The 13842-nt window shown below is 74.9% G+C and carries 12 protein-coding genes; 5 read left to right on the forward strand and 7 right to left on the reverse strand.

The window, feature by feature from the left end:
* Positions 1–264 precede the first annotated feature (264 nt).
* From IE329_RS36185 to IE329_RS36200, 4 genes are all read right to left on the reverse strand, one after another.
* A complete protein-coding gene (locus IE329_RS36185; protein ID WP_190215304.1) occupies positions 265–930 on the reverse strand; it encodes an NAD(P)-dependent oxidoreductase in 666 nt (221 codons plus the stop codon).
* A 75-nt stretch (positions 931–1005) separates the two neighbouring features.
* Complete coding sequence (locus IE329_RS36190; RefSeq protein ID WP_190215294.1) at positions 1006–1863, reverse strand: NAD(P)H-binding protein; 858 nt, start codon at positions 1861–1863, stop codon at positions 1006–1008.
* Between the two features lie 67 nt (positions 1864–1930).
* Positions 1931–2959, reverse strand: coding sequence for a sigma-70 family RNA polymerase sigma factor (locus IE329_RS36195; protein ID WP_190215295.1), 1029 nt, complete (start codon positions 2957–2959; stop codon positions 1931–1933).
* A gap of 224 nt (positions 2960–3183) precedes the next feature.
* On the reverse strand, positions 3184–4854 hold the full coding sequence (locus IE329_RS36200; protein WP_190215296.1) for a BBE domain-containing protein: 1671 nt from the start codon (positions 4852–4854) through the stop codon (positions 3184–3186).
* Positions 4855–5274: 420 nt separating this feature from the next.
* Between IE329_RS36200 and IE329_RS36205 the strand changes: the two genes are divergently transcribed.
* Positions 5275–6786, forward strand: coding sequence for a carbohydrate binding domain-containing protein (locus IE329_RS36205; RefSeq protein ID WP_190215297.1), 1512 nt, complete (start codon positions 5275–5277; stop codon positions 6784–6786).
* 105 nt (positions 6787–6891) lie between these two features.
* Here IE329_RS36205 and IE329_RS36210 read toward each other — a convergent pair whose 3' ends face one another.
* Positions 6892–7545: a LysE family translocator gene (locus IE329_RS36210; protein WP_229928039.1), complete on the reverse strand. Its 654-nt coding sequence runs from the start codon at positions 7543–7545 to the stop codon at positions 6892–6894.
* A gap of 228 nt (positions 7546–7773) precedes the next feature.
* On the opposite strand from IE329_RS36210, the gene IE329_RS41200 reads away from it, so the two are divergent.
* Both IE329_RS41200 and IE329_RS41205 read left to right on the forward strand, forming a co-directional pair.
* Positions 7774–8712, forward strand: a complete 939-nt coding sequence (locus IE329_RS41200; RefSeq protein ID WP_229928038.1) for a site-specific integrase — start codon at positions 7774–7776, stop codon at positions 8710–8712.
* Positions 8713–9085: 373 nt separating this feature from the next.
* The gene (locus IE329_RS41205; protein ID WP_229928040.1) at positions 9086–10456 is read left to right on the forward strand and encodes an SDR family oxidoreductase; all 1371 of its coding nucleotides are present in this window, start codon (positions 9086–9088) and stop codon (positions 10454–10456) included.
* A 36-nt stretch (positions 10457–10492) separates the two neighbouring features.
* Here the strand turns inward: IE329_RS41205 and IE329_RS36220 are convergent, their stop codons facing one another.
* On the reverse strand, positions 10493–11494 hold the full coding sequence (locus tag IE329_RS36220; protein ID WP_190215298.1) for an NAD-dependent epimerase/dehydratase family protein: 1002 nt from the start codon (positions 11492–11494) through the stop codon (positions 10493–10495).
* A 203-nt stretch (positions 11495–11697) separates the two neighbouring features.
* Here IE329_RS36220 and IE329_RS36225 point away from each other — a divergent pair, with 203 nt between their 5' ends.
* Together IE329_RS36225 and IE329_RS36230 are read left to right on the forward strand one after the other, a co-directional pair.
* Positions 11698–12111, forward strand: a complete 414-nt coding sequence (locus IE329_RS36225; protein ID WP_190215299.1) for a RidA family protein — start codon at positions 11698–11700, stop codon at positions 12109–12111.
* 127 nt (positions 12112–12238) lie between these two features.
* Positions 12239–12805 carry an NUDIX hydrolase gene (locus tag IE329_RS36230; protein WP_190215300.1) on the forward strand — a complete coding sequence of 189 codons (567 nt, stop codon included), beginning with the start codon at positions 12239–12241 and terminating at the stop codon, positions 12803–12805.
* A 128-nt stretch (positions 12806–12933) separates the two neighbouring features.
* On the opposite strand, the gene IE329_RS36235 is transcribed toward IE329_RS36230, so the two are convergent.
* Entirely contained in the window at positions 12934–13326 is a 393-nt protein-coding gene (locus IE329_RS36235) for a transglycosylase family protein (RefSeq protein ID WP_308438430.1), read from the reverse strand.
* Positions 13327–13842 lie beyond the last annotated feature (516 nt).

A 13842-nucleotide genomic window follows, 5' to 3' on the forward strand; every position in this document is an offset into this window, starting at 1 on the left:
GCGCCGCACCCAAAGATTGGACTGGACCAATCACCGCGTCAAGGGTGGCCCGGGGGGCCGGACCGGCCTACCCCCTCGTCGCTGTTGACACTCCGTCAACAACCTGTCCGGTATTGCGCCGGTTCGACCGGCGGCCCGGTGCGATGCGGACCGCCCGGGGTGACGCTCGGTCATCGAGAATTTCGCTCCACCCCGTAGCGCCCGGCCCCGCCCCGGGCCCGCCCCCCCTGCCCCCGCCCGGGCCCGGCCGCAACTGGTCGGCGGTCAGTTGGCGATGCCGACGGTGTGCCCGACGCTCTCCGGCTCGCCGAGGACGCGCAGCATCAGGTGGGCGACGTCCGCCCGGGAGGCGAAGGCCCCGCCGCGGATGTTCCGGTCGTAGGCCGTCCGGTAGTCGGCGGTCAGCGGCTTGTCGGTCAGCCGGGGCGGGCGCACCACCGTCCAGTCCAGGCCGCCGGCGCGCAGCACGTCCTCCATCCGGGCCAGATCGGCGTAGTGCTTGCGCAGCGCCGCCCTGACCAGCGGGGTGGCCAGCCGGCCCATCAGGAAGCCGTCGCCCGGGTCGCGGCGCGGCGGGTTCGGGCGGCCCGGCGAGGCCACGGTGCCGATCGGCGCGGCGCTGACCACGACGATCCGGCGGACGCCGGTCGCCGTCATCGCCGAGCTGACGGCCCGGGTGCCGCGCCAGGCCACGCCGGCCTCGGCGCTCGACCGTGCGCCGAGGCCGGAGAGCACGGCGTCCGCGCCGGCCACCGCGCTCTCCAGCACAGCGGGGTCGGCGTCCGCCAGGTCGGCCCGCACCGCCCGCACCGGCCGGGACAGCCGGTCAGGACGGCGGACCACCGCGGTGACTTCGTGGCCTGCGGCGAAGGCCTGGTCGAGGAGTTCGCGGCCGATGCCGCCGGTGGCCGCGAGGATGACGATCTTCATGTCGGTCTGCCTCATCTCATGGGACGGTCGGAGGGTGCTGCCGTGCGGGCGGGTGCCCCCGGGGGCGGCGCGCGCTCAGGCCCGGAAGGCGTCCGCGTGGTCGGCGGCCCAGTCGGCGAAGGTGCGGGCCGGACGGCCGAGCAGGGACCGCACCTGGTCGGTCCCGGGGTGCTGGGGCCGCCGCAGGTGGGCGGCGTACCGGGCCATCAGCGCCCGGACGAACGTCTCGGGCAGGCCCTGCCGGAGCATGCCCTGGACGGCGGCCTCGGGCGGGACCTCCGCCATCCGCAGCGGCCGGCCGAGCGCCTCGCCGAGGACGGCCACCATCTCGCGGTGGGAGAGCGACTGCGGGCCGGGCAGTTCCAGCCGGCGGCCGGCGTACTCGTCGGTCAGCAGCGCGCGGGCCGCCACCTCGGCCAGGTCCCGCTCGTCCACCGGTGACTCCTGGAAGTCCGGGTGGACGTAGCGGACCACGTCGCCGGCCCGGATCTGGGCGCCCCAGGCGGTGAGGGCGTTGCCGGCGAAGGAGCTCGCCCGAATGCTGGTCCACTCCAGGCCGCTGGCGGCGGCCGCGTCCTCGGCCTCCTTGTTGCGGTCCCCGCGGAAGCGGGAGGGCTGCTCGTCCAGCGGGTCGTCGACGTTCAGCGCGGACAGCGCGACCACCCGCCGGACGCCGCGTTCGCGGGCGAGCGCGACGAGCCCGGCGGCGGCGTCGCCGACGGCGCGCGGGTGCAGGAAGAGGGCCGTGACGCCGTCCAGCGCGGGGGCGACCGAGGCCGGCCGGGACGGGTCGCCGCCGAAGGTCTCGACGTCGGCGGGGAGGCGGGCCGCGGCGGGGTCGCGGGTGACGGCGCGGACGGCGGCGCCGCGCGCGAGCAGGGCGGCGGTCAGCGGGTGGCCGACCGCGCCGGTGGCACCGGTTATCAGGATCATCGTCTTTCCTTTCGGAGGGCCGGTCGGAGCCGGTCAGGGGCGGGCAGCCCGGTCAAGGGCGGTCGGGTCAGGCCTGGCCGGCGGCCGGGTCGAGCCGGGCGAGCTTGTCGGGGTTGGTCACGAAGTAGATGCCGCGGACCGTCCCGCCGTCCGGGTCCAGGTCCAGGACCAGCACGGCGAACGGCGAGCCGCCGATCAGGAGGACCGCCGACGGGCCGCCGTTGACCTGCTGGAAGCGGATGTCCAGCCGCGGGGCCAGCTCCGGCCCCCGGCTCATCAGCAGCCGGGCGACGTGGTCCCGGCCGTGCAGCGGCCGCAGCCCGGCCGCGACGGCCTTGCCGCCGCCGTCCGCCCAGAGCGTGACGTCCGGGGCCAGCAGCCGCAGCAGCGCGGGGAGGTCGCCGCCGTACACCGCCGCCGCGAAGCGCTCGGTCACCTGCTGCCGCAGCCGGGGATCGGCCTGGTAGCGGGGGCGGCGGGCCCGGACGTGCTCGCGGGCGCGGTGGGCGAGCTGGCGGACCGCCGCGGGCCGGCGGCCCAGGATCTCGGCGGTCTCGGTGTGCGCGTAGCCGAAGACCTCGTGCAGGACGAAGACGGCGCGTTCCAGCGGGGTGAGGCTCTCCAGCACCACCAGCAGGGCCATCGAGACGGATTCGGCCCGGTCCACGGCGTCGCCGCCTTCCTCGGGCGGCCGCCCGCCGTCGGCGAGGGTGGTGGGCAGCGGTTCCGGCAGCCAGGGGCCGACGTAGGTCTCCCGGCGGCGGCTGATCACGGCCTGCCGGGCCAGGGCCTTGTTGACCGCGATCCGGACCAGGTACGCCCGCGGGTGCTCGATCGGCCCGGCTGCGGCCCGCCCGGCCGCCCCCGCCCGGTCCGCCCAGGCCAGCCAGGCCTCCTGGAGCACGTCCTCGGTGTCGGCGACGCTGCCGAGCATGTTGTAGACGATCGAGAGCAGCAGCTCCCGGTTCCCGAGGAAGGCCTCGGTGGCGTCCGCCCCGTCGCCGTACGCCTCGTCGGGCCTGCCCCCGCCCGGCCCGGGCGGGGTGTGCGGTTCGCTGTCCGCCCCGGGGCTGCCGGGCGGCGGGACGTCGGTCATGGTGGGGCCTCCTTCGCGGTCGCCATCTGTGAGCCCCCGCGGCCCCGCGAATGTGACATCCGGAGCAGGAGCTGTGGCGCACGTCACACCCGGGCGCCCGGGCAAGGCCCTGCCCGGCGGCCGGACGCACCGACGGCCCCGGCCGGCCCGGAGGCCGCGCCGGGGCCGCGCCGGGGCCCGGCCGCCCGTCCCGTGGTCGGGCCGCCCCCGGGCCGGTCCGGCCGTCAGCCGCCCTGGGTGCCGCCCCCGACGGTGACGGACTGCTGGTGGTGGAAGACGTCGGCCCGGTCCCAGATGCTCTTCGCCAGTTGCAGCCGCGGGTAGTTCTGCTTGTAGTACAGCCGCGGGTAGAGCGGGGCCGGGTCGGCGGTGGTGCCGAGGTCGACGTCCGGGTAGTTGACGTACGCGCCGTCGGTGCCCAGGTCATGGGTGGCGTCGCTGATCTCGGGCACGCCGCCGGTCTCGGCGTAGACCTCCCGGTAGAAGCCGCTGAGGAAGTCCAGATGGGCCTGGTCCTGGGCGGGGCTGGTCCAGTACGTCTGGTACTGCAGCTTCATGAAGGAGTCCCGCTGCGGGACGGCGGTCGCGCAGGGGTCGACGGCGTTCGTCCGGCAGCCGTAGGAGTCGATCTGGACCAGGGTCTGGGTCAGGTCGACGCCGGGGTCGTCCCGGGTCAGCCAGTTCCAGATGCCCGTCACGTTGCCGGCCGAGAACGGCTTGCGGTGGTACGCCGACTTGTACTTGCCCCGCTGGTTGGCGCCCGAGCCGTTCAGCGTCATGGTCGCCTCCATCCAGGGCATCTGCCGGCGCTTCTCCGGCAGCGGCAGGAAGAGGCCGCCCGCGCCGGCCGTCTGGACGGTGGCCTCGGTGGTCAGGCCGGCCTGCATCGCCCGCAGGAAGTCGTCCAGCGGGCCGACGTCGTCGCGGACCCATTCGGTGAACAGCGCGATGTTGCCGTTGGTCTTGTGGGTGAGCTTCAGGATGCTGAAGAGGTCCTGGTAGACCTGCTCGTCGGGGCCGCTGTGGGCGGCGAAGAACTCGCCGTAGTTGGCGAGCAGCCGGGGGAAGTCGTCCGGGTTCTTCAGCAGGTCGGCCCACGGCCAGGCGATGCTGCTGAGCCAGACCCGCGGCGGCGGGGTGGGCAGCTGCTCGGCGAACCAGTACCGCAGCACCACGCCGAAGTTCCCTCCGCCGCCGCCAGTGTGCGCCCAGAACAGGTGGGCGGTGTCCGAGCCCTCCGGGTCGTCGCGGTGGGCGCTGGTGATCTCGGCCCGGCCGCCCCTGACGGTCACCACGTCGACCTGGACGAGGTGGTCGACGGTGAGCCCGTCGCGCCGGTTGAGGACGCCGTAGCCGCCCCCGCAGATGTGGCCGCCGGCCCCGACCGAGTAGCAGGACCCGCCCGGGACCGTCACGTCGTACCGGCGGAACAGCTCGGTGTACACGTCCCAGAGGCTGGCCCCGGCCTCCACGCAGTACGCGGTCCGGCCGTACTTGTCCCGGGCCCGGCCGACGCCCTTGCGCAGGCTGAGGTCCAGGATGGCGCCGCCGGTGTTCTCGACGAAGTCCTCGTAGCAGTGGCCGCCGCTGCGCACGGTGGGCCGCAGGCCCTGGCCGAGGGCGCCGTTCACGGCCGCGACCGCCTCCGCGTCGGTCGTGACCAGCTGGATGTAGCGCGGCTCGCTCGTCCACCGCTGGTTGAAGCCCTGGCTGAGCGCCTGGTAGCGCCCGTCGCCGGGGAGCACCCGCAACCGCGCGCCGGAGTCGGCCGGCCCGCCCGGCGCGGGGACGGCGGAGTCCGCCCTGGCTCCGGTGGCGAACACGCCGAGCGAGGCTCCGGCGGCCACCGCCCCGGCCGTGCCCAGGAGTCCTCGTCGGGAAATGTCTTGGCTCATGGGCCGGATCTCCTTCGCCCTGCAGTTCTGCGAAAACCACACGAAATGATCTGATTCACCGCGGAATGCGGGAGCAATTCGCTGACGAATCTTCAAAGTCGGTCATGGGAAATCGACTGGAAGCTAGCACGGCACCCCCGCACCACCGGCGCTCCGACACTCCGCGGGCGCGAGGCGGACCGGGAGCGGACCCCGGGCGGGACCACCGCCCCGACCCGGCCGACGGCACCGCCCCGGGCGGGCCCGGCGGAACCTTAAACCGGGACTAAGGCCCGCCAAGGTTCTTGACGTGCACAGTTGGTCTAGTCCACTTTGATGGCTAGCACCGCGAACCCCCGCTCGGAACCGCCCCCGACCCGCCGCCCGGCGCACCCCCACCAGCGCCCGGCAACGGCGAGCCCCGTCCCGGAAGGCTCCCCCATGGCCCGCGCGCATCACCGCCGGACAACTCCCCGGCGCGCCAAGCTCCTTGCCCTCACCGCCGCCTCGGCGCTCGCCGCCGGCACCCTGGCCGCCGTCGCCGTCAACGCCAGCGCCGCCGACACCAACCTGCTCGCCAACCCCGGCTTCGAGAGCGGCTCACCGGGCGCCTGGAGCTGCTCGGCCGGCACCGGCTCGGTCGTCGGCAGCCCGGTCCGCACCGGCTCGTACGCCCTGAAGGGAGCCGCGAGCAACAGTGACACCGCCCAGTGCGGCCAGAGCGTCGCGGTGAAGCCCAACACCAAGTACACGCTGAGCGCCTGGGTCCAGGGCAACTACGTCTACCTCGGCGCCACCGGCAGCGGTGTCACCGACCCGGCCGTCTGGACCCCGGGCGGCGCCAACTGGCAGCAGCTGTCCACCAGTTTCACCACCGGCGCGGCCACCACCAGCGTCACCGTCTACCTGCACGGCTGGTACGGGCAGGGTGCGTACGGCGCCGACGACGTGGTGCTCAGCGGCCCCGGCGGCACCCCGACCACACCGCCGAGCAGCCCCGCGCCGACCAGTGCCACGCCGACCGCGACCAGCACGCCGACGGCCACCTCCTCCCCCACCGTCCCGGTCCCGAACGTCCCGGTGCCGGCCGCGCCGTACGTCGACATGGGTGCCTGGCCCACCCCCTCGCTGCCCGCGATGGCCACCGCCGGGAACCTCAAGTCCTTCACCATGGGCTTCGTCACCAGCGTCGGCTGCAAGGCCAGTTGGTTCAACGCCTACGACCCGCGGACGGGCTGGGCCAAGGACCAGATCGACGCCCTGCGGGCCAAGGGCGGTGACGTCAAGGTGTCCTTCGGCGGCGCCAGCGGCACCGAACTCGCCGCCGCCTGCGGCTCGGTGGACGCGCTGTTCGCCGAGTACGACGCCGTGGTCAAGGCCTACGGTCTCAAGTACGTCGACTTCGACATCGAGGGCGCGGCGATCGCCGACACCGCCTCCAACGACCGGCGCTCGGCCGCGCTGGCCAAGCTGCAGAAGGCCAATCCGGGCCTGAAGGTCTCCTTCACGCTGCCCGTCCTGCCGGAGGGGCTGACCGCCGAGGGCGTCGCCGTCGTCCGCTCCGCCCGTGACGCCGGGGTGGACGTCAACCTGGTGAACGTGATGGCGATGGACTACTACCGGGCCGGCTCCGACTACGGGGACGCCGCCGTCCAGGCCGCCCAGGGCACCTACAACCAGCTCAAGGCGCTCTACCCGGCCAAGAGCGACGCCCAGCTGTGGTCCGCCGTCGGGGTCACCCCGATGATCGGCGAGAACGACGACCACCAGATCTACAACCAGGCGGACGCCCAGCAGTTGGTCTCCTTCGCCAAGCTGCACCACCTGGGCATGCTGGCCTTCTGGGACGCCACCCGGGACGCCAACGCCTGCACCGGCGCGCTCTACAAGTGCACCAACATCGCGCAGCAGCCGTACGAGTTCTCGAAGATCTTCGCGCAGTACACCGGCTGACCGGCCGGCCGGGCTCCGGGGCCGGGCCGCGGGAGGGATCCCCGCGGCCCGGCCCTCCGGGCGTCGGGCCGGCGGTCAGGGCACGGCCGGTCAGGGCACGGGCGGTCAGGGCGCGGCGACCACGGCCCGCGAGCGGTCGGCGGCGATCCGGACGGCGAAGGCCGCCAGCGCCGTGCCCATCAGGTAGCGGTGCACCCTGGTCCAGAGCGGGCGGCGGGCGAAGAAGGCCGACACCGAGCCGGCCGTCAGCACGAAGACACCGTTCATGGTGAGGCCGACCACGATCTGGGTGAGACCCAGCAGCAGGCTCTGCACCCCGACGTGGCCGCGCCGCGGCTCCACGAACTGGGGCAGCAGCGACACGTACAGGATCGCGATCTTCGGGTTCAGCAGGCAGGTCAGCAGCCCCGTCATGAACAGCCGCGCGGGCGGGTCGGCCTTCAGCTCGCGCGGGGCGAACGCCGAGTCCCCGCCGGGCCGGACGGCCTTCCAGGCGAGCAGGAGCAGGTAGCCGGCGCCGGCCAGCTTGATGGTCAGGTAGATCTCGGGGACGAGCGCGAACAACGCGGCGATGCCGGCGGTGGCCGCGCACAGGTAGGTCAGGAAGCCCGCCCCGACGCCGGCCAGCGAGATCAGCCCGGCCCGGCGGCCCTGCGCCACCGACCGCGACACCAGGTAGATCATGTTCGGCCCCGGCGTGAGCACCATCCCGAACGCCACCACCGCGATCCCCGCCACCGCCCCGGCCCCGATCACCATCACGCCCGCCTCCCCCCGGCACCGGCGCAGGCGGCCGGGCCGTGCAGATCCTAGCCGGGCGGCGCCGCCCGCTCCCCCGCGCCCACCCCGCCCCTGTCCCGCCCCACCCGCGGCGGATCCCGTACCCGCTCACGTACCGGGTCCGTGGAGGGGGGCATCGCGTGCGGGCCTGCGTCGAAGTCGTACCGCATCCGTACCGCGGCCGTACCGCGGTCGTAGAGTGCAGCCATGCACCTCGGCCTGCGGGACCTGCGCCAGGCCCACGCCTCCCTCGCCGCCCGGGCCGGCGCGCTGTCCCCCGAGCGCCGACGGCAGTACGTGGCCGTCCTGGGGGAGCTGGAGCGCGCGGCGGCCGCCGGCGACCTCCCCGCCGACCCGCACGCACCCATCGGAACGGCCCTGCTCGACACCTTCCTGGAGAACGCCGAGGCCGGCCGGTACCGCGCCACGACGACGGCCACCGGGCCGACCTCCGCCTCCACCAACCGGGTCCGGATCGGCTGCCTCAACCGCCTGTCCGAGCAGGCCGGCCACCCCTACGGCCTCCGGCACCGCACCCCGGCGCCGCCGCCGAAGCCCGGGACGTCCACCCGCGAGGCCGCCGCCCTGCGCGGGTACCTGCGGGCGCAGAACCGGCGGCCGCTGCTGGACGACGGCCACGCCCGCATCCTCGCCGCCATCGGCATCTGCCTGGACACCGGCGGGCGCTCGGGCGAGCTGGCCGCGATCCGGCTGGCCGACCTCACGCCGGGCCTGCGCGCCGTGCGGCTGCGCCCGAACCCGCAACGCCTCGCCGGTCCCGGCACCGGGCCGGGCGAGCCGATCCGGCTGTCCGCGGCCACCCGGGACGCCCTCGCCCGCTACCTCCTCGTCCGCGAGCGCCTGGTGGCCGCCCTGCGGGCCTGGTACGCGCTGCACCCCGATCAGGGCGTCGACCCGAACCACGACTTCCTGTTCGTCTCGCTGCTGCCCAACCACACCGGCCGGCCGAGCGTGGAGGGCGGTACGCCGCTGCGTCCGGAGGGTGTGCCGCTGCACCCGCAGGGCCTGCGCCGGGCGCTCGACCGGGCGGCGCTCCGGATCAACGCGGGCCGCCCGCGGGCCCGGCCGCTGCCGACCATGGAGCAGCTCCGGCGGATCATCGACGGGCCCCCCGGCGCCGGTTAGCCCGGTTCGGGTCCTGGACGCCGGAGGCCCCGGCGGCACCGGGCCCGTTAATAACTCAATAGTGCAAGTCGTACTGGCCGTAGTAGCCTCACCCGCACTGCCCGGAGGGACCGCGGAGACCGGCGGCACGCCGGTTCGGACCCGGCCGCCCGGGCAGCCTCCGGGCCCCGCGACGCGGCGGCCGGCGCTCCGGGGCGCGCCTCCGGCCGCCGCCCCGCGCCCGGTCGGCCCACCGGCGCCAACGACCTTGGGAGCGGCAGTGCGGGACAGTGCGGACGGGACCAGGAACGGGCAGGACGGGCCGGACGGCCGCGGAGCCGGCGCGGCCCCGACGGCGGACGAACTCGCCGCCTTCTCCCGCACCCTCGGACAGTTGCGGGCGCTGCCCGCCGGCCACCCGGCGCGGTGGCGCGCCGAACGGGAGGCCGGCTCCTTCGTCCGGGACGCCCGCAAGCGACGGCGGCAGGAGCAGCGGGAGCAGCAGCGCCGGACGGACGCCGAGCTGGTGGCGGCCACCGCGACCGGCGGACGCGACCGGCGGGAGGACGCCCCGCTCGCGCTGCCGTCCGAGGCCGCCCCGGTGGGCGAGTACCTCCGCAGCCGGCGTTGCTACGTCTGCAAGTCGACATACCGTCAGGCCGACGGCTTCTACCACTCCCTCTGCCCGCCCTGCGCCGGCGACAACGCCCGGCGGCGCGGCCTGAGCACCGACCTGCGCGGGCGCCGGGCCCTGCTCACCGGCGGCCGGGTCAAGATCGGGTTCCAGCTGGCCCTGATGATGCTCAGGGACGGCGCCGAACTCGTCGTCACCAGCCGCTTCCCGCACGACACCCTGCTCCGGTTCCGGGCCGCCCCCGGCAGCGGCGAGTGGCTGGACCGGCTCTCCGTGGTCGGCATCGACCTGCGCGACCCCCGCCAGGTGCTCGGTCTCTGCGAGCGCCTGCGCGCGGACGGCCGCCCGCTCGACATCCTGGTCAACAACGCCGCCCAGACCCTGCGCCGGCCGCCCGGGGCCTACGCCCTGCTGGCCGCCGGCGAGCACCGCGCGCTGCCGCCCGACGCCGCCCGCGCGGTCACCCACGCCCCCGGCTTCCGTCCGATGCCAGCGCTGGCCTCCGCCTGGCCGGCCGCCGAACTCGACGCCGCCGCCTGGCCGGCCGCCGCATTCGACAGCGGCGCGGTCCTGCCGCTCCCCCGCAGCGGCCCGGCGCACCCGCCGGCACCGGCGCCGGACGAGGCCGGGCTGCTGCCCGACCCGGCGCCCGCCAACTCCTGGTCGGCCCGGCTCGGCGGGCTCGACCCCGCCGAGCTGCTGGAGACCCAGCTGGTCAACGCGCTCGCCCCGGCCTTGCTCTGCGACCGGCTGCTCCCGCTGCTGCTCGCCTCCCCGCACCCCCGCCGCTACATCGTCAACGTCACGGCCGTGGAAGGGCGGTTCGCCGTCCGCAACAAGACGGCGGGCCACCCGCACACCAACATGGCCAAGGCCGCCCTGAACATGCTCACCCGCACCAGCGCGGCCGAACTGGCCGCCCAGGACGTCCACATGTGCGCGGTGGACACCGGCTGGATCACCGACGAGAACCCGGCGCCGAAGAAGTCCAGGATCGCCGGGCGGGGTTTCCGGACCCCGCTGGACATCGTCGACGGCGCGGCCCGGGTCTACGACCCGATCGTCCGGGGCGAGGCCGGTTCGCCGGTCTCCGGCGTGTTCCTCAAGGACTACCGGGAGGCCGAGTGGTGACCGTGCGCGGGGCGGAACCCGGCGGGCCCGTGGCGGCTACTCCCCGCGCAGGAACCGGGCCTCGGTGTCCGGGTCCAGACCGCGACGGCTGAGGTCCTCACGGATCGGGCCGCCCTCCTCGAAGCCCTGCTCGCGGCGGCGCCGGAGCCACTCCCAGGTGTCCGCGACGGTCTCCGCGAGCGGGCGGACCCGCAGGCCCGCGGCGAGCGCCTTGGTGACGTCGCCCCGGTGCATGGTGTCGTGCAGTTCCCCCGGCGGGACCCAGACCGGCAGGTCGGTCCACGGTTCGATGCCGGCGTCGACGATCCGCCGGGGGTCGCTCCAGCGCAGTTCGGCGCCGCCCCCGGTGACCTCGGCGCAGGTCTCCAGCAGGTCGCCCATGGTGGTCACCCCCGGCGGGCCGGCCAGGTTGTACGCGCCGCCGAGGCCGCGGACCGAGGCGTCCAGGGTCCAGGCCGCGAGGTCGCGGGCGTCGATGTACTGGACGGTGAGCCCGCGCGGCCCCGGGGCGAGCACCTGGCCGCCCCGGGCCGTCCGGTCGAGCCACCAGGGCAGCCGGCCGACGTTCTCGTGCGGTCCGACGATCAGCCCGGCCCGGACCAGCAGCCCCCGGCCGCCGAAGGCCGCCTCGACGGCGAGTTCGCCGCCGCGCTTGGCCTGCGGGTAGCCCACCGGTCCGGCGTCCGGCGAGCCGTCGACCAGGGCCCCGTCCTCGGCGGCGCCGGCCGGCGTCGGGTGGGCGTAGACCGACCGGCTGGAGATGTACGTGTACTGCCCCGTCCGGCCGGCGAGCAGCCGGGCGCTGTCCCGGACGGCGGACGGCGCGGAGCGCCAGGTGTCGACGACGACGTCCCACTCGCCGCCGGCGAGCGCGGCCAGGCCGTCCGGCGCCGTCCGGTCGCCGTGCAGGGCGGTGACGCCCGCCGGTGGTGCGTGCCGGCCACGGTGGAGGACGGTGACGTCCCAGCCGCGTTCCCGTGCGTCCTCCGTGACGGCCCGGCCCACGAACTCCGTCCCGCCCAGTACCAGAAGCTTCATACCGGCGACTCTGCCCACCGGGGGCCGCCGGGTGAACCCCGGCACGCTCAGAGCGGAATCGCCAGCAGCGGACGGCCGGGGGACAGTCACCGGGATCGGCTGCCGGGGAACGGGCGGGCCGGGGATGCGGGGCGGGCCGGACGGACCGGCCCGGCGGCGCAATTCGCTGGAGCGGCCCGGCTCCCCGGGTGAGGATGTCGCCCATGACCGAATCGCAGCTCACGTACATCACCGCCCCCGAGGGAGTCGCCCCGGGAACGGGCTACACCCAGGTCGTCACCGGGACGGGCCGGCTGGTCGCCGTCTCCGGGCAGGTGGCGCTCGACGAACGGGGGCAGGTGGTGGGCCCGGGCGACCCGGCCGCGCAGACCCGGCAGGTGTTCGAGAACCTGCGCCGGTGCCTGGCCGCCGCCGGCGCGACCTTCGACGACGTCGTCAAGCTCACCTACTTCGTCACCGACATCGGCCACCTGCCGGCGATCCGGCCCGTCCGGGACGAGTTCGTCGACGCCGGACGGCTGCCCGCCAGTTCGGCCGTCCAGGTCGTGGCCCTGTTCCGCCCCGAACTGCTGCTGGAGGTGGAGGCGTTCGCCGTGGTCCCGGAGCCGGCCGGCTGACGGGAGCCCGCCGCGCGGCCGGCGGCCGCCTACCGGGCCCGGGGCCGGAATGGGCCGCGACGCGCGCGAGGTGCCAATGATCTGACAGGCACTCACTCCACCAGCCCCTGAGCACTACGATCAGTCAATGACGGATACCACGGAAACCGCGACGGAACTCACCGACCTGGCCTCCCGGTTCCCGCTGCTGCATGCCCCGCAGCGCTGGACCTGGGGTGGTTACGACGCCCAGTTCTCTTCGGCACTCCCGCCGGACGAGTTGATCACCAACATTCACGTGGTCGGGTTCTCCGACGACCGGGTGGTGCTCTGCCGCGACGCCCGCGGCCACTGGTTCCTCCCGGGCGGCACCCGGGAGGCCGGCGAGAGCGTCGAGTCCTGCCTGGCCCGCGAGTTGCGCGAGGAGGCCGGCGCCCGGCTGACCGGCCCGCCGGTCTGGATCGGCGCGCACAGATGCGTGACGGACAACCCCGTCCCGTACCGGCCGTGGCAGCCGCACCCGGAGAAGGCCTGGCTCTGGGGCTGGGCCGAGGTCGACGTCGACTCCGCGCCGACCAACCCGGCCGACGGCGAGGAGGTCGTCGAGGTGCGGGCGGTCGACCCGGAGGAGGCCGGGCGCCTGCTGGTCCGGGCCCGCGAGGGCTGGTGGCGCGAACTCGTCGAGCTCGCGGTGGAGTCGCACTCCCGGCCCTGAACCGGCCGCCGCCCGCTCCGGGCGGGTGGCCGGGCATGCCGAAGGGGCCCTGTGCCCGCTCGTACGAGCGGGCACAGGGCCCCTTCGGCCGCGGCTGTCGCCGGGGGTGGTACTCGGTGAGGCCGGTGTTACTTGGTGAGGCCGGCCTTGACGGAACAGACGGGCCAGGCACCGGGACCCTGGGCGGCGAGGACCTTCTCGCCGATGGCGATCTGCTGCGCCTTGGTGGCCTGGTGCGCCTGCGGGGCGTACGCCGTGCCGCCGAACGCCGCCCAGGTCGAGGAGGTGAACTGCAGCCCGCCGTAGAAACCGTTGCCCGAGTTGATCGCCCAGTTGCCGGTCGCCTCGCACTGCGCGACCTTGTCCCAGGTCGACGCCGGCGCCGCGGAGGCGGAGGTGGCCGCGACGAGGCCTGCCACCGGCAGGGCCAGCACGGCACCCGCCATCAGGGCCGTCCGCACGCGGTTGCGCTTGGTGGCGGTCTTGGCGGTGGCAGCGGCGGTCTCGTTACGGAAGATCATGCACAGTCCTCTCCAGAACCCCGGGCAGGCACACGGAACCAGACCCCTGCGACAGGGCCGACTTTCCACGCCTCGACTGGACGAGCAACAACCCCGGCCACGTCATGGACGCAACCTGCCGGACAAACCCCCGGCGGGGCCGTGCTGCGGGATGAACCCGGGCGGTGCTCGCTGCACCGACAACAACGAAGCTACGGACCCAGCAGGTTTACATCAAGCAATCCCACGTTCCCCCAGGCCAGACAGCCGTTACCGACCGTACCGATCAAGGAAAACCACCCCGAACCACCCGAAAACACCCCAAAACCAAGATCCAACAAGCCCCCGAGTGCCCCCGCTCACACCACACCCCCCGTGACCCCCACCACACCCCCACCCACCGTCACCACCACCCCACCCACCGCCCACCGACCCACTCCCCACACCACCCCACCCCCGTGACCCCCACCACAACCACCACCCACCGCCACCAACACCACACCCACCGCCACCCACACCACCGGACCACACACCCGG

It is taken from the genome of Kitasatospora indigofera, assembly GCF_014655955.1.
GTDB classification, from domain to species: Bacteria; Actinomycetota; Actinomycetes; order Streptomycetales; family Streptomycetaceae; genus Kitasatospora; species Kitasatospora indigofera.